Source organism: Rhodococcus opacus, from assembly GCF_012396235.1.
Classification (GTDB): Bacteria; Actinomycetota; Actinomycetes; order Mycobacteriales; family Mycobacteriaceae; genus Rhodococcus_F; species Rhodococcus_F opacus.
In genome coordinates, this window is the sequence record NZ_JAAXPA010000011.1 from 114784 (window position 1) to 134005 (window position 19222).

18 protein-coding genes are annotated in these 19222 nt (G+C 66.7%); 7 read left to right on the top strand and 11 right to left on the bottom strand.

Going from position 1 to position 19222, the window contains the following annotated elements; translation table 11 throughout:
• Positions 1 to 25: 25 nt before the first annotated feature.
• The 9 genes from HGB39_RS16995 to HGB39_RS17035 all read right to left on the bottom strand — a co-directional run bounded on the left by HGB39_RS16995 (position 26) and on the right by HGB39_RS17035 (position 7382).
• Positions 26 to 493, bottom strand: coding sequence for a hydrogenase maturation protease (locus HGB39_RS16995; RefSeq protein ID WP_005565944.1), 468 nt, complete (start codon positions 491 to 493; stop codon positions 26 to 28).
• Complete coding sequence (locus HGB39_RS17000) at positions 490 to 1782, bottom strand: Ni/Fe hydrogenase subunit alpha (protein WP_005565942.1); 1293 nt, start codon at positions 1780 to 1782, stop codon at positions 490 to 492. The genes HGB39_RS16995 and HGB39_RS17000 overlap by 4 nt, the downstream gene beginning before the upstream one ends.
• Positions 1766 to 2551 carry an NADH-quinone oxidoreductase subunit B family protein gene (locus tag HGB39_RS17005; RefSeq protein WP_064080041.1) on the bottom strand — a complete coding sequence of 262 codons (786 nt, stop codon included), beginning with the start codon at positions 2549 to 2551 and terminating at the stop codon, positions 1766 to 1768. The genes HGB39_RS17000 and HGB39_RS17005 overlap by 17 nt, the downstream gene beginning before the upstream one ends.
• A complete protein-coding gene (locus tag HGB39_RS17010) occupies positions 2551 to 3399 on the bottom strand; it encodes an FAD/NAD(P)-binding protein (protein WP_005571454.1) in 849 nt (282 codons plus the stop codon). The genes HGB39_RS17005 and HGB39_RS17010 overlap by 1 nt, the downstream gene beginning before the upstream one ends.
• The gene (locus tag HGB39_RS17015) at positions 3396 to 3857 is read right to left on the bottom strand and encodes a cyclic nucleotide-binding domain-containing protein (RefSeq protein ID WP_005571455.1); all 462 of its coding nucleotides are present in this window, start codon (positions 3855 to 3857) and stop codon (positions 3396 to 3398) included. Before HGB39_RS17015 ends, HGB39_RS17010 begins: the two co-directional genes overlap by 4 nt.
• Positions 3854 to 5011, bottom strand: a complete 1158-nt coding sequence (locus HGB39_RS17020; protein WP_043792494.1) for a 4Fe-4S dicluster domain-containing protein — start codon at positions 5009 to 5011, stop codon at positions 3854 to 3856. Before HGB39_RS17020 ends, HGB39_RS17015 begins: the two co-directional genes overlap by 4 nt.
• Before the next feature lie 126 nt (positions 5012 to 5137).
• Positions 5138 to 5425: a DUF1876 domain-containing protein gene (locus HGB39_RS17025; RefSeq protein ID WP_005257904.1), complete on the bottom strand. Its 288-nt coding sequence runs from the start codon at positions 5423 to 5425 to the stop codon at positions 5138 to 5140.
• 69 nt (positions 5426 to 5494) lie between these two features.
• Positions 5495 to 6916, bottom strand: coding sequence for a wax ester/triacylglycerol synthase domain-containing protein (locus HGB39_RS17030; protein WP_043792497.1), 1422 nt, complete (start codon positions 6914 to 6916; stop codon positions 5495 to 5497).
• A 211-nt stretch (positions 6917 to 7127) separates the two neighbouring features.
• Positions 7128 to 7382: an SHOCT domain-containing protein gene (locus HGB39_RS17035; protein ID WP_005257908.1), complete on the bottom strand. Its 255-nt coding sequence runs from the start codon at positions 7380 to 7382 to the stop codon at positions 7128 to 7130.
• 214 nt (positions 7383 to 7596) lie between these two features.
• Here HGB39_RS17035 and HGB39_RS17040 point away from each other — a divergent pair, with 214 nt between their 5' ends.
• A complete protein-coding gene (locus HGB39_RS17040; RefSeq protein WP_005574439.1) occupies positions 7597 to 8835 on the top strand; it encodes a serine hydrolase domain-containing protein in 1239 nt (412 codons plus the stop codon).
• Positions 8836 to 8857: 22 nt separating this feature from the next.
• Here HGB39_RS17040 and HGB39_RS17045 read toward each other — a convergent pair whose 3' ends face one another.
• Positions 8858 to 9754: a universal stress protein gene (locus HGB39_RS17045; protein ID WP_005574437.1), complete on the bottom strand. Its 897-nt coding sequence runs from the start codon at positions 9752 to 9754 to the stop codon at positions 8858 to 8860.
• Between the two features lie 442 nt (positions 9755 to 10196).
• Here HGB39_RS17045 and HGB39_RS17050 point away from each other — a divergent pair, with 442 nt between their 5' ends.
• Positions 10197 to 10730, top strand: coding sequence for a flavodoxin family protein (locus tag HGB39_RS17050; RefSeq protein ID WP_005257913.1), 534 nt, complete (start codon positions 10197 to 10199; stop codon positions 10728 to 10730).
• A gap of 72 nt (positions 10731 to 10802) precedes the next feature.
• On the top strand, positions 10803 to 14444 hold the full coding sequence (gene otsB / locus HGB39_RS17055) for a trehalose-phosphatase (protein WP_005574435.1): 3642 nt from the start codon (positions 10803 to 10805) through the stop codon (positions 14442 to 14444).
• 51 nt (positions 14445 to 14495) lie between these two features.
• Here otsB and HGB39_RS17060 read toward each other — a convergent pair whose 3' ends face one another.
• Positions 14496 to 15098, bottom strand: a complete 603-nt coding sequence (locus HGB39_RS17060; RefSeq protein ID WP_043793847.1) for an Rv1733c family protein — start codon at positions 15096 to 15098, stop codon at positions 14496 to 14498.
• Positions 15099 to 15392: 294 nt separating this feature from the next.
• Here HGB39_RS17060 and HGB39_RS17065 point away from each other — a divergent pair, with 294 nt between their 5' ends.
• From HGB39_RS17065 to HGB39_RS17080, 4 genes are all read left to right on the top strand, one after another.
• Positions 15393 to 15683 carry a hypothetical protein gene (locus tag HGB39_RS17065; RefSeq protein ID WP_043793849.1) on the top strand — a complete coding sequence of 97 codons (291 nt, stop codon included), beginning with the start codon at positions 15393 to 15395 and terminating at the stop codon, positions 15681 to 15683.
• 95 nt (positions 15684 to 15778) lie between these two features.
• Positions 15779 to 16450: a response regulator transcription factor gene (locus tag HGB39_RS17070; protein ID WP_054245540.1), complete on the top strand. Its 672-nt coding sequence runs from the start codon at positions 15779 to 15781 to the stop codon at positions 16448 to 16450.
• A gap of 45 nt (positions 16451 to 16495) precedes the next feature.
• Positions 16496 to 18214 (top strand): sensor histidine kinase, encoded by a 1719-nt coding sequence (locus HGB39_RS17075; protein ID WP_005563390.1) that lies wholly within the window; start codon positions 16496 to 16498, stop codon positions 18212 to 18214.
• Between the two features lie 121 nt (positions 18215 to 18335).
• Positions 18336 to 19217 carry a universal stress protein gene (locus HGB39_RS17080; protein ID WP_005257925.1) on the top strand — a complete coding sequence of 294 codons (882 nt, stop codon included), beginning with the start codon at positions 18336 to 18338 and terminating at the stop codon, positions 19215 to 19217.
• Positions 19218 to 19222: the final 5 nt, after the last annotated feature.

Consider the following 19222-nt stretch of genomic DNA (forward strand, 5'->3'; position numbering starts at 1 on the left):
CGATTCCGGCGTCACCTGCGCACGGTCAGGACATTCGGTCGGAGGGCTCACCGATCACCGACAGCACCGCCGACACCGCCGTGTCGACAGCTCGACCCACCGCGGGTGAGAGCCCGCGGCCACCGCCCAGATCAGCGACCTCCACCGCCAGGACAATCATTCTGTGGGGCAGCCGATCGAGCACGGCGCCGAGGCGGATTGTCTGGTCGAGCGCGATTCCGTGTGTGCTGAACGTCCCCGCCCGAACGTCGCCGAGTTCGTCCGGAGTGAGCCGATAGACGGTGCCGGGTCGAGGCGGGTCGCATACGACGGCGTCCACGATGACGGCCAGCTGCGCACCGGTCCACGCTTCGAGCAGAGTGGCCGGGTCCCCATCGGACACCGACACGTACACGTCCGGGGCGACGTGGTCCGCGACCTGCCGCGCAACCGCCGGGCCGATCCCGTCGTCGCGGCGGAGATCGTTTCCCAGCCCGATCACCACGATGGTCATCGGCGGTCGACCGTGAGGGTGAGAAAGTGGGTGGCGCAGGAGATGCACGGATCGTAGTTGCGGATGGTTCGTTCGCACAGCGTTGTCAGATCGTCATCGGCCAGCATGAGATTCCCGTCCACCGCGCGCCGTAGATCGTGTTCGATGGCGGCCTGATTCTGCGAGGTCGGAGGAATGATGGTGGCGGCGCGGATCAATCCGGTGGGATCGAAGTCGTATCGGTGATACAGCAGTCCACGGGGTGCCTCGCTGACCCCGTGCCCGACCGTGCGTATCGGTGGCCCGGCGGTGAACGGCTCCGCAGGCCGCTCGTAGCGGTCGATGATCCGCAAGGCTTCCTCGACGGCGTAGACGACCTCGACGGCGCGGACGACGATGCTGCGGTAGGGGTTCCGGCACTGCGCGCCCAGCCCGGCGTCGGCGGCGGTCTGCGCCGACACTCCGGCAAGCTGCGACGAATTGAGTGAGTATCGAGCCAGTGGTCCGGTGAGGTAGCGGCGGCCGTCGAGCTCGGCGTGGAGTGCGGTCGAGTGCGGCACCTGACGCTCGACCACGTGTTTCGGGAATTCGTCAGCGGTGCAACGTAATCCGGTCGACGACCAGATCTCGCCGTCGTCGATTGCGTAGCGGGAGTCCTCGTGAAGTGCGAGGAGGTCGTGGTCGAGTTCGACGTCGGGGAAGTCGAAGGACGACACCCATCGGACGGTGGCCACGGCGTGATCGAGTGCCGTGCGCAGTAGGTCGGACAGGGGAATCAGTTCGGCTGTGGTCGGCATCCGGTGGAACCCACCGATTCGGACGTTGACCGGGTGGATCGGTCTGCCACCGATCACATCGAGGATCGCGTTTCCGGCCTTCTTCAACGACAGGCCCCGCTCGACGGCCTCCCGATCGCGCCGGGCGAGGGCAATCGAATCCGGGAGCCCCAGAAAGTCGGGTGCGTGCAGGAAGTAGATGTGCAGCACGTGACTGGCAATCCACTCGCCGCAGTACAGAAGTCGCCGCAGATCCCTCACCGCGTCGTCGAGTTCGAGTTCGCATGCCTGCTCGATGGCATTGCATGCGCTCACCTGGTAGGCGACCGGGCAGATACCGCAGATACGCGAGGTGATGTCCGGGGGTTCGAGAAAGTGGCGGCCGCGGAGGAAGGATTCGAAGAAGCGGGGCGGCTCGTAGATGTTGAGTTCGACGCGTTCGGCCCTCCCCTCGCGCACGGTTACGTCGACCCGGCCCTCACCCTCGACCCTGGCGAGGGCGCGCACGGTCAGTTCTCTATTCCGGGGCGCCACGGTCGTGCCCTTCCGATCCGTACGCCGCCACGTTGAACGTGGCGAAGATGCGGCCGATGGCGTCCTCGTTCATCCCGCACGTGCGCAGCCAACCGCTCATCGCGGCGAGATTCGGGTCGGTGGTGGGACCGAAGCAGCCGTAGCACCCGCGGGAGACCGACGGGCACAGCGCCCCGCACCCGGAGTGGGTCACCGGGCCGAGGCACGGTGTGCCGTCGGCGACCATCACACACGTCAGTCCGCGCCGCTTGCACTCGGTGCACACGCTGGTGTCGGGGATGTTCGGTCGCCGGCCCGACAGGTACGCGGTGATGACCTCGAGGAGCTGACGCCGGTCGATCGGGCAACCGCGCAGCTCGAAGTCGACGGGGACGTGCGCCGAGATCGCGGTCGAGGTGGCGAGGGTGTCGATGTACTCAGGCCTCGCGTAGACCACCGACAGGAAGTCGTCGATGTCGGCGAAGTTGCGTAACGCTTGGATGCCGCCCGCCGTCGCGCAGGCCCCGATCGTGACGAGAAACCGGGACTGCGCCCGCACCGCGCGGATGCGGTCCCGGTCGGCGGCCGTGGTGATCGACCCCTCGACCAGCGACAGATCGTACGGGCCCGCGGTGATCGTGTTCGACAACTCCAGGAAGTGGGAGATCTCCACGGCCTCGGACAGCGCGAGCAGCTCGTCCTCGCAATCGAGCAACGTCAGTTGACAGCCGTCGCAGGAGGCGAACTTCCAGACGGCGAGTTTCGGCTTGGTGTTCGGGGGTGCGCTCATCACAGCTCCGGTACCCGTAGGAGTGGTTCGGCGGTGGCGTAGTCGACGACGGGACCGTCCCGGCACAGCAGCAGTTCGCCGAGCTGGCAGTGTCCGCAGGCCCCGACGCCGCATTGCATGTTCCGTTCCACCGACACTTGAATGTCGCACGGACTCACCCGGTGGTCCGTCAACGCCCGGGCGCAGAACCGCATCATCGGCTCCGGCCCGCACAACAGTGCGGTGGTGTGTTCGGGGTCGACATCCACCCGGTGCAGGGATTCTGTGACGAATCCGACGCCTCCCGTCCATCCCGCGATCGGCTGGTCGATCGTCAACTCCACGGTGAGGTCGGTGCGGGCCTGCCATGCCGCGAGTTCGCTGCGGTAGAGGATGTCGGCGGGGCTGCGCGCGCCGACGACGAGAGTGAGTCGGCGGAACTTCTCCCGCGCGGCCAGTGCGGCGAGCACCACGGGGCGCAGAGGCGCCAACCCCACTCCCCCGGCGACGATCACGAGGTCGCGGTCCGAGCCGGCCGGCAGGTTCCAGCCCTGCCCGAAGGGGCCCCGCACGCCGATGATCGTGCCGAGCGGGGCGTCGTGGAGTGCCCGGCTCACGGCCCCGACGTCGCGGATCGTGTGGACGAGGGTCCCATCGGTTCGGGAGGGGTCTCCGGACACCGAGATGGCGACCTCGCCGACCCCGTGGGCGTACAGCATCATGAACTGGCCGGGGGTGAACCGCGGGAGCGGCATCGGAGGTTCAGAAGCCGGGACGAGGGTCATGGTGACCGAGTCGCGTGTCTCCACCGAACGGCACACGACCCGGTATCCGGTCGGCAGCATGCGGTCGGCGGGCACGACAGTCACCGTTCCCCTCGGTTCGCGTAGAGATCGAGCAGGCGGGCGCGGGTGGACTGCAGTCGGGCGATCAGCACCCCGGACAACGCGCGGGTGACGGCGTATCCGAAGTCGGGTTGGGAGAGCGCCATCTGCTCGAGCGCGGCGACGTCCACTTCCGTGGCGTCGGTGGTCGTGGTGGCCTGTGCATCGAACTGCCACAGCTGCCGGGTGCCGAGCCAGGACCAGCCGAGAACGTCACCGCCGTGCAGGGTTTCGAGTGCGACGGTGCCGCGGCCGGGTATTAGCGTGGTCAGGACGACACTTCCGGTGCCGAGCAGCCAGCACCGGGTTGCCGGCTCGTTCTCGCGGAAGACGAATTCCCCCGCGGCGAATCGAACCGGTGTGCTGAGTTCTGCGAGCCGCAGCCGGTGCCCGTGGCCGAGGTGGCCGAGGGCAGGGGGCAGCGGCGCTTCGTCGGCGTTCACCGTTGCTCCCGGTCGTCCTCCGGCCGATACGCCGGCATGAGCTGGACGAGCCGTGCGGCCTCTTCGGTGATGTCGATACCGACTGGGCACCAGTCGATGCACCGTCCGCATCCCACGCACCCGGAGCTGCCGAACTGGTCGAACCACGTGCCGAGTTTGTGGGACATCCACTGCCGGTACCGGCTCTCCCCTGACGTCCGGACGTTCCCGCCGTGGACGTGGCTGAAATCGGGTTCGAAACACGACGACCAGTGCTGCCAGCGCTCGGCGTGCTCGCCGGTCAGATCGGTGACGTCCTCACTGGTGGTGCAGAAGCAGGTGGGGCACACCATGGTGCAGTTTCCACAGGTCAGGCACCGGCTGGCGACGTCCTCCCAGACGTCGGCTCCGCGCGCGTCGCGGAGGAGGGCATGAAGATCCACCTCGGGCATTGCCCGTCCCATCCGGCCGGCTGCGGTGCTCACGGCGTTCCGGGCCTCGTCGACCTCTGCGGTCGCGGCGGTGCGGTGGGCGACCTCGGCGAGGACGGCGGCACCGGATTCGGTGCCGGCCTCGACGACGAAGCGGTGACCGTTGTCGTCGATGCGCTCGGTCAGTGCCAGGTCGTATCCGGGCCCGGCCGCCGGTCCGGTCCCCATCGAGGCGCAGAAACACACACCTCCGGGTTCGGTGCAGTGGGCGGCCACGATGAACAGTTGCCGGAACCTGCGGGCGGTGGTGCTGTCGGAATCGGGGTCCGGGCACAGCACCCGCCGCAGGACCGCGATCGCCGCGAGATCACAGCCTCGGACCCCCACGAATGCGTAGGGCCGCTCGTCGGGTGCCGGTGCGATGAAGGCACCGTCCCGGTCGACGGACCACTGCTGCTGTCGTGGCGGATGGAGGAAGCGTTTCCACGACTGCGGGCCGGCCGAGTGGCCGAAGACCGCGGCGTCGTCCCGCCGACGCAGCCGATACGTCCCGGGTCCGGTCGTCACACCCCAGCCGGACGGCAGCTGCGCGCCGGATTCGAGTTCGGCGAGAACGATGGCCGAGTCCTCGACGGTGGGACCGACGACGCAATAGCCGCGGGCGCGGAGTGTCTCGATCAGTTGGTCGAGGCCGCGGCGATCCAGAACACTCGCATCGGGGTGCACGGTCGGTTGCCCATCCATGCGCTCACTCCTTTGCCGGCCCGGCGGGTGTGGGCCCTTCGTCCATTGAGCCAGGCGCATCACCCCGGAACCAGGGCCGTTCGGCCTTTCCTCGGTTCGTGTCGAAGCCCGCCCCGGCGGGCCCGGTTATTCGGTGAGGTGAACGCTGCTGTGAGTGGCCGCTTCCACATCGGCGGCGGTGAGCTCGATCAATTGGTGGGCAAGGTCGGCCAACGCACGTGCCGTGGCCAGTTCGTCCCCGATCTCGGGGATCTCGGTGTCCGCGGGATTCCGGCGTGCGAGCCCGACCCCGACGAGGGTGTGGGTATCGCGGGTTCGGAGCCGGGCCTGTGCCCGGGTCTTGGATCCGCCCTCGTCGGCGTCGTGTTCGTCGATGACGATCTCCACGGACCACTTCTTCTCGTTCATGTTCATCGGCCTCCGTTCGGTGTGGACGCGGTGTCGCGCCCTCGATGTGGTTCTCGGGTATGGGGTGTGCCGCGATCACGAGGCCACGACCACCCTCGTATCGGTTGTCTTCGCGCACAACCCGAGGACGGAGCGAAACCCGTCGGCTATCGAATCGGTCAAGGCGGCGAGATCCGGGACGGCATCGGCGTCGGCGTTGATCCCGACACAGCATCGTGAGGTGTAGGACATCAAGGTGACGTTGAACGCCGATCCGAGTGTGGGGCTGAACGCGTAGTAGTGCAGAATCTCCGACCCTGCGATGAACAGTGGCACCGGCGATCCGACGACGTTCGAGGCGACGAAGTCGACGTGTTTGAGCATGTTTCCGAGTGTCGAGGCCGGAAGCAGGTTCAAGGCGCCGGCGATCGTCGGTGACAGCGGAATCGCGGACTCGTGGCGCCAGGCATCCACCGTGGCGTGCACCCGGCGCATCAACTCGGCAGGGTCGTCGACGTCCGTGGGTAGTGCAAAACGTGCCAGGGTGATGCGGTTGCCTCCCATCGGGTCCGTCTCGGCACGCAGGCTGATCGGCAGCGTCATCCGCAGTTCACTGATCTCGGCGCCGTGCAGTCGGTGGTACTTCGCCATTCCCAGCAGGACAGCAGCGAGAAACGCGTCGTTGAGGGAACAGGCACCCGCCGCGGCCGCCTGAGCGAGGGCGTCCACCGGCACGTCGAGCACCGCGCAGTGACGCCGCGTGCTGCGTTTCGTCATCACCGGGGACAGTGTGGAGACCACGGGACGCGTGAGGCGCAGTGTGGAGCCGGCCAGGGCGACTGCGTCGCGCCAGGCGGCCCTCGGAGTCCGGAACAGTCGAACACCGTTGCGGCCGAGCGTGTTCGATGCCCGACGGGCCACGTCCGTGGCCGTGTCCCGGTACCAGGAGAGGCGGCCCGGCGGGTCAGGCGATTCACCGTCCGGCGTGGCGGTCCGTTGCTCGGTCCGGTCCGGCCGTGCCCCCCCGTCGCGGGTGAAATCCACGATCTCGCGGGCAATCTGCATTCCACTGACACCGTCGGTGAGAGAGTGATGCACCTTCATCACGAGGGCGGACTTGCCGTCGTGTAATCCGTCGAGAACGGTGAACTCCCAGAGCGGACGGCGCTTGTCGAACGCGGTCATCTCGGCGGTCCGGGCGAAGTCGAGAACCCCGTCCCATGTTCGGGGTTCGGGAAGGGTGTAGCGGCGCAGGTGCCAGCTGAGATCGAAATCCGGATCGTCTGCCCACCTCGGCGGCGCCAAGCCCATCGGGGCCTCGATCGCCGCCCGCCGGAAGAGGGGTACCAGGTCGACCGCCCTCCGCATCATGTCGACGAATCGGCTCTGATCCGGACTGCGGTCGAGTAGCGCGACCGCCACGATGGTCGAGCGGAGGATCGGATCCTCCTCCATCCGCCACGACATGAAGTCGGTCTGGGTCATGTATCGCTGATGCGTCGTGCTCACGTCGGTCAACTCGCTCGTGCTCGGGTGTGCGGTCGGTCTGGGTCGATGGGCTCGGGGTGGCCGCCGGGGACTCGATCCCTGTGGTTCCCGGCGGGCGACGGAGTCACATCGGCATCATGTGCATGGGTGGGAGAACACCCATGCTGTGCAGCCACATCATGAACATGTGGAACATCGGCATCGCATCCATCACGGTCACCTCCTTCGACGTGCGCTCATGTCAGGGTGTCGTCCCGGCGCGCAGAATGGAGAGGCGACTCCGGTATTCCTGCTCGTCGATCTCACCGCGTGCGAACCGCTCGGCAAGGACCGCCTCGGCACTGCGAAGCGGCGGTGCCCCACCGGGCGGTGCCGGGAACGGGTGACTCACATAACGGATCAGCAGGATGATCCCCACGATCAGTAGGCCCCAGAACAGCGCCATCCCGGTGAACATCAGTGCATACCCCCAACCGCCGAAATCGTTGTCGTACATCACGGGGCGGCCTCCTACGGTCTGTTCGGCGGTGTGTGTCCAGGTCGGTCCGCCGTACTACCAGTGTCCAACCGTGCGAGGGGTCGTTCACAGGGTCTTTCGGCCGTTTCCGGTGGTTTTCGCCCCGGCGGAATCAGGGCGCCGTATCCGGCGTTGTATACAAGCATTGGTGGTGGCATCGGGCGACCGCCGAAGGATAGAAGACGTGCACACCATGACGAACCCTCGCGAACTCGCCGCAGGAAATCCGCCGGCCCGCAAGCGTACGGTGGCGCGTCCGGACCTGCCCACGCCCAGCATGATGCTCGTCGATCCCCGGTTCGGTGAGCTGGCCGGTCAGTTCTTCCGACTGTTCGGGCAGCCCACCGACGGGGGTGGCGCTCTCGCGCTCTACCTGCACGGTGAGCCGGTGGTCGACATCTGGTCGGGATGGGCGGCGCGCGATACGCGCTGGCGATCCGACACCGTGTCGGTGTCCTTTTCCACCGGCAAGGGTGTGGCGAGCACGGTGCTCCACCGGCTGGTGGACCGCGGGCTGATCGACTACGACGCACCCGTTGCCACGTATTGGCCGGAGTTCGCGAGTGCAGGCAAGGAGTTGGTGACGGTACGGGAGCTGCTGACCCACCGGGCCGGGCTGCACCGTGTGCGCGGACTGGTACCGGGGCCGTCGGCCCTGTTCGACCACGACAGCGTCGTCGGCGCTCTCGCATCCGCGGCACCGGATCGCCGCCGCGCCGTCATGCCGGGCTATCACGCCGTCACGTTCGGATCACTGGTCGCGGAACTCACCACTCGGGCGACCGGCTCGTCGTTCACCGACCTGGTCCGCACCGAGATCGCCGAACCCCTCGGAATCCGCGAGTTCTGGTTCCAGGTTCCCGCGGAGGAACGCCACCGCATCGCGAAGTCCTTCCCTCGCATCACTCCGTTCGGGGTGCCCTGGGAGACGGCGTCCTTTGCTCTGTCGTGCTTGCCTGTGCTTCGGAACATCGCACACGCAGGCATGCCGGAGGGGTTCGACGAACTGGTCCGCAATCCTGCCATTCACGACTACGTGATGCCCGGCTGGAACGGTGTCTTCAGTGCCCGCGCCCTCGCCCGCATGTATGCGGCGATCGCGAACAAGGGCATGGTGGGCGGCAGGAGGTTCCTGACCGAGGAAACTCTCGCGCAGATCGGTGAGGTGCAGACGACGGCACGCGACTATGTGCTCGGTATCCGGATGAACTGGCGCCTGGGCTATCACGCGGCGTTCGTCGCCAGCCGCAATCAGTATCCACACGCATTCGGCCACTACGGACTCGGTGGTTCCGGTGCGTTCGCGGACCCGGAGACGGGGCTGTCGGTGGCGTTCGTGACGAACAGGATGGGCGGTGCACTGACCCCGCTCGCCGACCTGCGCCTGGCGAAACTGGGCGCGCAGGCAGAATCGATCGCTCGGCGACTGTAAGCGTGGTGCCGCAGCCGTGGGTCTAGCTCGCCCGGCGGCAGATCGTGATCGGGCAGGCGACGTGATGAAGCAAATTCTGACTGGTCGATCCCAGAAACGCGCCGGCCAGACGGTTGTGGCCGTGGCTGCCGACGACGACCAGCTGCGCGTCGCGGGCATATTCGAGGATCAGCTCGGCCGGATTGGCCTGTTCGACGACGGTGGTCAGTTGCAGATCCGGACACTTCTCGCGCCAGCCGGCGAGATTTTCCGCCATCAGAACGGATTGTTCTTCTTCGACGACGGCCCAGTTCACCATCGGCAGGGCGGCAGGGCGCTCCGAGAGGTCGCCGGCGCCCCAGCCGTGCACCGCGAGGAGCGGTACCTCGAAGAACGTGGCGAATTCGACGGCCGTGGTGATGGCGAGTGAGCTCAGTTCGCTGCCGTCGACTCCGACGACGACAGGACGGTGGTCGGGCACCGGGGACGGTGCCTCCGATCGGAACACGGTAACCGGACAGTGCGCACGGTTGACCACCTGCATGACGGTGGAGCCGGTGACGAGCGTTTCCAGCGCCCCCGCACCGGTGGAACCCACCACCACCATCTCGGCGTGCGCGCTCAATCCTGCGAGTGCCGGTCCCGCAGGGCCGGGATGGGTGCTGCACGAGACCGTGACGTCGGGGAACGCGCTCTTCACGTGCCGTTCGGCCCGATCCAGGATCTCGTGGGCAGACTTCTCGACTTCCTGGGCGAACTCGTTCTGGAAGAGAAGCGCGGCTTCGCTGTAGTGGTATCCCGGACTCGGCAGGACGTGAGCCACTCGCAGTGGCACGGACTTCCGCTGAGCGACCGCCGCTGCCCACACAGCGGCTCTCATCGCTCGTTCCGAACCGTCGACACCGACGACGATGGACTTTCGTTGCGCGAGAACGCTCATATTCTCAACTCCTCCGGTCACCGTCACGGTCCCAGACGCGGCAACGGCGCCGGTAGAGGCATAGGTCATCTGCCTGCAACGCGGCGGTGCCCGACGCCTGCGCACGCGGCAGGGGCGTGCAACGTCCCGGAAAGTGACGGTAGACCCTACTCGGTGGGCGACATCGTTGGTTGAATCCGAAGTGACACGACACCTCGGAGTTCGCCATGAATCCCCCACCTCACCATCGTCGACAGGGAAGTCGGTCGACGACGAGACAAACACAGCCATCCGCGCCCGATACCGATGACGATCGGATCGAATGGCCCGATCCGAGTCCGTTGGCCGACTGGTGGGCACGCGTGATGTTCGGTGCACACCAGTCGACTTGACACCATCGGCCGGAACATCCTCGTGCACAGAGCGCCGGGACCGAGCGGTACCACCCATAGAAGGAGTCGACATGCGAACACTTGTGGTCTACGAATCGATGTTCGGAAATACCCGGCACGTGGCAGAGGCGATCTCCCGCGGTCTCGAGTCCGCGGGCGCTGTGACGGCGATCCCGGTCGCCCGAGCCGGCGACGAAGACTTGTCCGGTTACGATCTCGTGATCGTCGGCGGTCCGACGCACGTCCACGGGATGAGTCGCGAGTCGACCCGCCACGGGGCCGCCGTGACCGCCCACAAACCGGACAGCACCGTGGCCTTGGAACCCGACGCGGAAAGCGAAGGCCTCCGCGAGTGGCTCGACGGGCTCCCCCCGAGCCACGGGAAGGCGGTGGCCTTCGACACTCGGTCAGGCGGCCCTGCGCTCCTGACCGGCCGAGCATCGAAAGGTATCTGCCGAAAGCTGCGCCTGCGCGGGTTCGATCTCGTCGCCGAGTCCGAGAGTTTCCTCGTCGACAAGGAATCGCGGCTCGAGGAAGGCGAGGAGACACGCGCCGAGCAGTGGGGTCGGACACTCGCCCAACAGGTCAGTTCCACTCCCGCCTAGCACATCCCGCGCCGACCGGGCTCGTTATCGGCCCGTGACTGCGACCGCGTTCGCCACCCGGGAGCTGAGCCCATGGCACAGACTGCGATCGATCTGCGTCGGCACGATGCGGTCATCCTCGACCTCGACGTCGTGACGACCGAGTCCGCCGGGGCCGACACCACGATGGCACTCGTCGGTCGATTGCAGAGTCTCGGGGTGGCGACAGCGATCTTCTCGTCCGATCGCGACGTTCAGCCGATGCTCGACTCCGCTGGGATCGCCGAGGTGTTTCCCGTTCGGGTCGCAGGCGCGTCGCCGGCCGACGCCGCCGATCGGCTGGGGGCGCGTCCGGGCAGCGCGGTGGTCGTCACGACCTCAGAAGCAACGGCAGCCGCGGCCAGCCGTGGCGGCTTCGCTCTCGTCATCGGGGTCGCTCCCGACCGTCGCGCCGACAGGCTGAGTCGATGTGGAGCAGACGTCGTCGTCGCCGACACCTCCGAGATCCAGGTCCGCGCAGGCGATCTCCGGTTGTCCGAGATTCCGGACGCGCTGACGTCTCGGCACGAACTCACCGCCTTCCTCCGTGTCCGCCGGCCCGCTGTGTTTCTCGACTTCGACGGCACCCTCTCGGATATCGTGTCCGATCCGTCGGCGGCCGTTCTGGTCGACGGTGTGGCCGCCGAGTTGGCCCGGTTGACACGCGAATGCCCGGTGGCCGTGATCAGCGGACGCGACCTCGCGGATGTGCAGGCACGGGTCGGCATGGCGGAGATCTGGTACGCGGGCAGCCACGGCTTCGAGTTGGCGGGGCCGCAGGGGCAGTACTACGAGAACCCTGACGCTCTCGCCGCGGTACCGGTACTGCATCACGCCACCCGCGCGCTCACCGACCGCCTCCGCGACGTGCCGGGCGTGTTGATCGAGCCCAAGAAGTACACCGTCGCCGTGCACTATCGCAATGTTGCCGCCGACCGGATAGACGAGGTCGTCGCCACGGTCCGTGACGTCGCCACGTCCGGGGAGGTCCGGCTCAGAGTCATCGGTGGGCGCAAAGTAGTCGAACTCCGTCCCGACGTCGATTGGGACAAGGGACGCGCACTGAACTGGGTCCTCGAGCACATCCACGACGCGAGATCCCTGCTTCCGATCTACGTCGGTGACGATCTCACCGACGAGGACGCATTCGACGCCGTGTCGGCGACCGGGGTCGGGATCGTCGTCCGCAGCAGTGAGATCGGGGATCGACGGTCGGCGGCAAGATTCGCCGTGAACGATCCGGCTCAGGTTCGCGAACTGTTGCAGCGGCTGGGGGATCTTCTCGGCCGCGACCCCGAGACCGCGTCCGCGGCCGATGCATGGATGCTGTTCTTCGACGGCTACGAACCCGCGACCGAGAAGCTACGGGAGGCCATCTGCACTCTGGGGAACGGCTACTTCGCCACTCGCGGGTGCGCCCCCGAAGCAACCGCCGGCACCGTCCACTACCCGGGCACGTATCTCGCGGGTGTGTACAACCGCTTGAGCGACGAGCGTGGCGGGATGGCGATCGTGAACGAAAGCATGGTGAATGCACCGAATTGGCTGACGACGACCTTTCGTATCGAGGGCGGGCCGTGGTTCGACGTCGATGCCGTCGACCTGCTCGAATACCGCCAGTACCTCAATCTGCGTCGCGCCGTGCTCACCCGCCGGTTTCGGTACCGGGACGACGCCGGGCGCACGACGTCGGTCATCCAGCGGAGATTCGTTGCCATGCACTTACCCCACGTCTGTGCGCTGCAGACGACGATCATCGCGGAGAACTGGTCCGGCTCGTTCGAATTGCGTTCGGCTCTGGATGGTTCGGTGCGCAACACCCTCGTCGAGCGGTACCGTGATCTCGCCGCCGAACATCTCGTGCTACTCCGTTCCGGCGCGCTGTCGGCGGACTCCGTCCTGCTGGCGATGCAGACCAATCAATCGGGCATACCGGTGGCCATGGCGGCACGAACCACGCTGTCGCCCCACGACCGACACCGCGCGTCCACGTACCGTCTGCTCGACCGCGACGGCCGCATAGGCCACGACATCACGGTAGACCTCGGCGAGGGTGAGTCCGTGACGTTCGAGAAGATGGTGACAGTGTTCACGGGGCGCGATCACGCGCTGTCCGAGCCGGCCGAGGAAGCAGCACGCTGGGTGCCGTCGATCGGCGGGTTCGAGGAAGTGCTGGACGGTCATGTGCTGGCCTGGGAGCACCTGTGGGACCGTATCGGCATCACCCTCGGTGATTACCAGGACGTCCTGCGCATCGCCAGGCTCCATCAGATGCAACTGCTGCAGACGGTGTCGCCGAACACTGCCGACCTGGACGTCGGTGTGCCGGCCCGAGGATTGCACGGCGAGGCGTATCGGGGCCACGTCTTCTGGGACGAATTGTTTGTTTTCCCGGTCCTGAACCTGCGGGTGCCGACCTTGACCCGGTCGTTGCTGCGCTACCGGTACCGTCGCTTGCCGGAGGCCCGCCGCGCTGCGCGGGCGGCCGGCTACCGCGGCGCGATGTTCCCGTGGCAGTCGGGTAGCGACGGCCGGGAGGAAAGCCAGCAAGTGCATCTCAACCCGCGGTCCGGTCGCTGGCTCCCGGACCCGAGTTGGCGTCAACACCACATCGGCATCGCGATCGCCTATAACGTGTGGCACTACTACCAGGTCACCGGGGATCTGGAGTTTCTCAGTGATTTCGGCGCCGAGATGCTGGTGGAGATAGCCCGATTCTTCGCCGGCCTCGCCTCCTACGAGGGGACCCGCGGTCGCTACACGATCCGCGGAGTGATGGGACCGGACGAGTTTCATTCCGGCTACCCCGAGGCACCGCACGAGGGAGTCGACAACAACGCGTATACCAACGTCATGGCCGTGTGGGTGATCCTCCGGGCGATCGAGGCGCTCGATGCGATTCCGACCCAGAACCGGTCCGATCTCGTCGACTCTCTGAGCTTGGATTCCCACGAGATGGCGCGGTGGGCGGACGTGAGCCGCCGAATGTTCGTTCCTTTCCACGATCGGGTCATCAGTCAGTTCGAGGGGTACGAAGAGTTGGCGGAACTGGACTGGGCCGGCTACCGGGAGCGGTACGTCGACATTCAACGGCTCGACCGCATCCTCGAGGCGGAGGGGGATGACGTCAACCGGTACCGGGCGTCGAAGCAGGCCGACGTTCTGATGCTGTTCTACCTGCTGTCCGCCGACGAACTGCGAGATCTGTTCGAGCGACTCGGATATCAGTTCGAACCGGAGGCAATACCGCGCACCATCGATTACTACATCGCCCGGACCTCGCACGGTTCGACGCTGAGCGCGGTGGTGCATTCCTGGGTGCTGGCCCGCGCCAATCGTGACAAGGCCATGGAATTCTTCGAAAAGGTGCTCGCGTCCGACATCACGGACATCCAGGGAGGTACGACTTCCGAGGGGATCCACTTGGCAGCCATGGCGGGAAGCCTCGACCTGCTTCAGCGCTGTTTCACCGGACTTGAAACGCGTGGTGATCGACTCGTCTTCAGCCCGGAATGGCCGAACGCGCTCGGTGCGCTGGAGTTTCCGATCGTCTATCGCGGGCACCAGTTGTGGCTGACGATTAACGGTCGACGCGTTCAGGTCAGCGCGGGCGCCGGAAATCGACGCGCGATCGAGATCTCGTGTCGTGACCAGATAGTCCGACTGGAGCCGGGGTGCACGGTGAGTCTGGGCTAGGAGTCTGGGCTAGCGGCTGCGTAGCCCGTCCGGGACCAGCGCATCACGATGTCAACTGACCGGCCATCCCGGTGTTCGGCCGAGATCCTTCCATTCTCGGTCCCACTGACGCATCCGGTTTCGTCCGTTCATCCACCGCACCCCTGAGTACAGCAGGAGGGAGCAGACCGCCGCGGCGACCCAGACCGTCAGTGCCGCGCTCACGGCGATCGCCGCGTTCTGCACCCCTGACCGGGGTTCGTCGACCACGTTGCCGTTCGTGTCCACCCACACGGTAACGGTGTCGCCGCTATGAGTGCCGGGTGTGGTTTCCACGGCGGTCGAGCGCAGGGTGCCGTCCGGTGCAGTCCACTGAGCCGTCGCACGGTCCTGCGTTTCCGGTGAGCGGCTGGGCGCGTCGGCGACCACCACTTGTCGCGGATCATCGATGAGAACGGCTGATTGTGCATGTCTGGTCTGGAGTTCGGCATGAGACCGTTCGTTCAGGCCGGTGTACGTCACGGTTCCGAACGCCGCGGCGAACGGGACCACGATCAGGACGAATGTGATCAGGACGGCCGCGACGACGGAGTCGCAACGGTCCGTGGCTCGCATGAGCGGATTTCGGCTCCAGGGCGCCAGCCGCCACCAGCGCAATGCCTGATCAGTGGTCATCACAGCCTCCTCGGACCGTCCTTCTGTTCCGAGTCTTCCGCGCACAGGGAGGACAGCCTAGGGCACAAGGTCATTGGCAGGGGTTGCCCTGTCCTGCAATGTCACTCTGCGATCGGCCGGTATCGGAGCGAGGCTTCGCTGCACGCCGGATGCCACACCATGCTTCGCCGTCCTCCCGCAGAGATCGACAGGAGTGACTTTCGGCCCTGGAATCGGGCGCTCCGTTATCGCACCGTTGTGGAAGAGGCCGACGCACAAATCGGAACCACCCGTCGGCGAAGGAACGAGGACCTCATGTTCGAATGTGACTCCACTGCGTCGCGGCTGCGCGACGACCGTCACCGGCCCGACGACGAACCCGGTGAGTTCCTGTACCTCCACCCGATCGGGTTGGTGCTGGCGCTGTTGTCGGGAGCAGTGACCGCAGGCCTGGTCGTCCTGCTCGGCGCCTGGCTCGCAACCCCGCTGGTCGGGGTCGGCGCGGCCGCGACACTCGTCGCCACCGTCGGCCTGGCCGTGGCGATGTTGATGCCCCACCGACCACGCCGGCACGGGGCGCGCCCGGTCCGTCCAGCTGCTCGATGAGCACCGGGCTCCTCGGGCGACGCTTCTGATGCCTGCTGCTCCCGGCGTAGTCTGATCTTCCGGAGCGATCACACAGCAAGACTGGAGGTTGCGGCATGATCAACGTCTTTCTCGTGGACGACCACGAGGTCGTCCGGCGCGGAATCGCCGATCTCCTCACCGCCGACCCCGATCTGACGGTCGTCGGTGAAGCCGCGTCCTACTCGCAGGCGATGGCACGAGTGCCGGCCCTGAAACCCGACGTCGCGGTCCTCGACGTCCGCCTCCCCGACGGCAACGGAATCGAACTGTGCCGCGAACTGCACTCGCTGATGCCGGAGTTACACTGCCTCATCCTGACCTCGTTCACGGACGACCAGGCGATGCTCGACGCGATTCTCGCCGGGGCCAGTGGATACGTCGTGAAGGACATCCGGGGTATGGAACTGACCCAGGCGGTCCACGACGTCGGGGCAGGAAAGTCGCTCCTCGACAGTCGCGCCGCCGCCGCCCTGATGATGAAGATCCGCGCGGACGCCAGTGAGAAGGACGGAATCTTCGGGCACCTGACCAATCAGGAACGGACGCTCCTCGCCCTGCTCGGTGAAGGGCTGACCAACCGTCAGATCGCCGCACGGATGTTCCTCGCGGAGAAGACCGTCAAGAATTACGTCTCCCGGCTGCTGACCAAACTCGGAGTCGAACGCCGGACTCAGGCAGCGGTACTTGCCACGAAGATGCCGTCGAGACCGTCCGACACCTCACAGGCGAAGCCCCGAGCCCAGTAGCGGTTCCGCCCCGGCGCGCCTCCACGACGTGGGACAATACGTGTCGTGACCCGTCAACCCGATGAGCGGGACAGCGCACCTCGTCTCGGCAGCCTCTCCGAGCTCCGGCTCCGTGAACTCCTGACCGAGGTGCAGGAACGCATCGTGCAGATCGTCGATGCCCGGGAGCACGTCGACGGACTCCTCGAGGCGATGCTCTCGGTCACGTCTGGCCTCGACCTCGACAACACGCTCCGCACCATCGTCCACGCCGCGATCAATCTCGTGGATGCCCGGTACGGTGCGCTGGGGGTGGTCAGCCCGGGCGAGGGCTTGAGTGAGTTCGTCTTCGAGGGCATCGACGAGGAGACACGCGGACGTATCGGCGACCTGCCCCGCGGTCGCGGGGTCCTCGGTTTCCTCATCACCAATCCCAAGCCGGTCCGACTGAAGGACCTCTCCCATCACGCCGCCTCGGTAGGATTCCCCGACCACCATCCGCCGATGAAAACCTTTCTGGGCGTTCCTATTCAGATCCGGGACGAAGCGTTCGGGAATCTGTATCTCACCGAGAAGGCGAACGGTGCACAGTTCACCGAGGACGACGAGGTCCTTCTCCGCGCACTCGCGGCCGCCGCCGGGATCGCGATCGAGAACGCCCGCCTGTACGAGGAGTCCCGGACGAGGCAGGCGTGGCTCGAGGCGACGCGTGAGATAGCGACCGAACTACTCGCGGGCAGCGAGACCGCCGAGGTGTTGCAGGTGATCACCGACGACGCGCTCTCCCTCACCGATGCCGACAGCGCTTTTCTCGCGGTGCCGGACGACCCCGACATCCCATCGGACGAGGTCACCGAACTCGTGGTCACCGCGTCGGCCGGAACGGTGTCGGCTCGCATCGGCCGAACGATTCCACTCGAAGGGTCGACGTCCGGCGAAGCCTTCCGTGAGCGGACACCGCTCCGCGTCAACGCTCTGGCCTTCGATCCCGGGTTCGAGACGGGAACCGGGTTCGGTCCGGCGCTGGCGCTGCCGCTGCGTGCAACGCAATCGGTGGCCGGTGTGCTGGTGGTGCTCCGTCATGCCGACGCAGCGGCGTTCACGGAGGACCAGCTGGCGTTGATGTCGGGCTTCGCCGATCAGGCGGCCGTCGCGCTGCAGCTCGCCAACAGTCAGCGCCGAATGCACGAATTGGACGTGCTGTCCGATCGGGATCGGATCGCGCGGGATCTCCACGACCACGTCATCCAGCGGCTCTTCGCGGTCGGCCTGTCGCTCCAGAGCACTCTGCAGAGGGCGAAGTCACCCGAGGTCAAGCAGCGACTCGTGCAGTCGGTCGACGATCTTCACGATATCGTGCGTGACATCCGTACCGCGATCTTCGACCTTCACGGCGGTTCGGGTGCCGTGACCCAGTTCCGGCGGCGGTTGCACGAGATCATCGCCGAGATCACCGCGGATTCGGGGCTGCGCACGACCGTGCACATGTCCGGGCCGCTGTCGGTCATCGATGCCGTCCTCGCCGAACATGCCGAGGCGGTCCTGCGTGAGGCACTGAGCAACGCGGTGCGCCACGCAGCGGCCGGCACAGTCACCGTCAGCATCTCCGTCTACGACGATCTCGTCATCGAGGTCGCGGACGACGGCAAAGGGTTTCCGGAGGGCGTCTCCCGAAGTGGCCTGGACAATCTGGCTGCCCGAGCACAGGAAGTCAACGGGCGCTTCACCATCGACACCACCCCCGGCGGCGGAACCACTCTCCGGTGGTCGGCTCCACTGCCCTGAGCCGGGATCGGCTCGCCCGTCCGCCGAGGTGGGGACCTTCTCCCCTACGCCGGCGTCGGAGGCACCGTAACGATGAGAGGTAGCGGCAACTCCTGCCGCGCGTTGCCCCGAGGAGAACACCATGACCGCCCGCCGCCCGATCGTTGTCGGAACAGACGGTTCACCGTCGTCCCTCCAGGCCGTCGCGTGGGCCGCACAGGAGGCGGCGTTGCGTAATGCCCCACTGTCGGTGGTCTCGACCACGTTCGTGCCCGGCGCCTACGGTGTCCCGATCGGCATGCCGGAGAGCTTCTTCGACGACGAGGAACGCAACGGGAAGAACCGGCTGGCTGCCGCGGCGGAAATCGCCGCCCGAGCGGTACCCGGACACTCCCTCGACATTCACACCACGCTCTGCACCGGAACGCCGGCCGGTGAACTCCTCGAAAGATCGAAATCCGCCGCGATGGTCGTCGTCGGCTCGAACCGGCAGGGCATCATCGAGCGCGGCTTCCTGGGATCGGTCAGCGCCGCGGTCGCCACCCACGCACCGTGCCCGGTGGCGGTCATCCGCGGGCTTCCCGATTCCGAGGTCACCCGACTCGAGGGGCCCGTCGTCGTGGGTGTGGACGGGTCGGCACACAGCGAGCCCGCCATTTCGATGGCGTTCGAGGAGGCCGCCCTCCGGCAGTGCGAACTGGTGGCCGTTCACGCCTGGTCCGACGTCGACCTCCCGGTGCACCACGAGGGCGGTAGCGTCTCCGGGTGGAAGCAGGTCGTCACCCAGGAAACGGCCCTCCTGTCGGAGAGTCTCGCCGGCCGGGCCGAGGATTTCCCGGACGTCAAGGTTCGGACGATGGTCGTGATGGACCGACCGGTGCGCAACCTGCGCGAACAAGCCGACAACGCGCGACTTCTCGTCGTGGGCAGCCGCGGACGCGGCGGCTTCACCAGTATGTTATTGGGATCCACGAGCAGGGCCTTGATGCACTCCGTCCGCTGCCCACTCCTCGTCGTCCGGTAGCGCCG

What these genes read in the sequence shown, in the direction of transcription:
- HGB39_RS16995 (WP_005565944.1), bottom strand. Translation starts at nt 493, where the DNA reads ATGACCATCGTGGTGATCGGGCTGGGAAACGATCTCCGCCGCGACGAC.
- HGB39_RS17005 (WP_064080041.1), bottom strand. Translation starts at nt 2,551, where the DNA reads ATGAGCGCACCCCCGAACACCAAGCCGAAACTCGCCGTCTGGAAGTTC.
- HGB39_RS17020 (WP_043792494.1), bottom strand. Translation starts at nt 5,011, where the DNA reads ATGGATGGGCAACCGACCGTGCACCCCGATGCGAGTGTTCTGGATCGC.
- HGB39_RS17025 (WP_005257904.1), bottom strand. Translation starts at nt 5,425, where the DNA reads ATGAACATGAACGAGAAGAAGTGGTCCGTGGAGATCGTCATCGACGAA.
- HGB39_RS17035 (WP_005257908.1), bottom strand. Translation starts at nt 7,382, where the DNA reads ATGTACGACAACGATTTCGGCGGTTGGGGGTATGCACTGATGTTCACC.
- HGB39_RS17040 (WP_005574439.1), top strand. Translation starts at nt 7,597, where the DNA reads ATGACGAACCCTCGCGAACTCGCCGCAGGAAATCCGCCGGCCCGCAAG.
- HGB39_RS17045 (WP_005574437.1), bottom strand. Translation starts at nt 9,754, where the DNA reads ATGAGCGTTCTCGCGCAACGAAAGTCCATCGTCGTCGGTGTCGACGGT.
- HGB39_RS17050 (WP_005257913.1), top strand. Translation starts at nt 10,197, where the DNA reads ATGCGAACACTTGTGGTCTACGAATCGATGTTCGGAAATACCCGGCAC.
- otsB (WP_005574435.1), top strand. Translation starts at nt 10,803, where the DNA reads ATGGCACAGACTGCGATCGATCTGCGTCGGCACGATGCGGTCATCCTC.
- HGB39_RS17060 (WP_043793847.1), bottom strand. Translation starts at nt 15,098, where the DNA reads ATGACCACTGATCAGGCATTGCGCTGGTGGCGGCTGGCGCCCTGGAGC.
- HGB39_RS17065 (WP_043793849.1), top strand. Translation starts at nt 15,393, where the DNA reads ATGTTCGAATGTGACTCCACTGCGTCGCGGCTGCGCGACGACCGTCAC.
- HGB39_RS17070 (WP_054245540.1), top strand. Translation starts at nt 15,779, where the DNA reads ATGATCAACGTCTTTCTCGTGGACGACCACGAGGTCGTCCGGCGCGGA.
- HGB39_RS17080 (WP_005257925.1), top strand. Translation starts at nt 18,336, where the DNA reads ATGACCGCCCGCCGCCCGATCGTTGTCGGAACAGACGGTTCACCGTCG.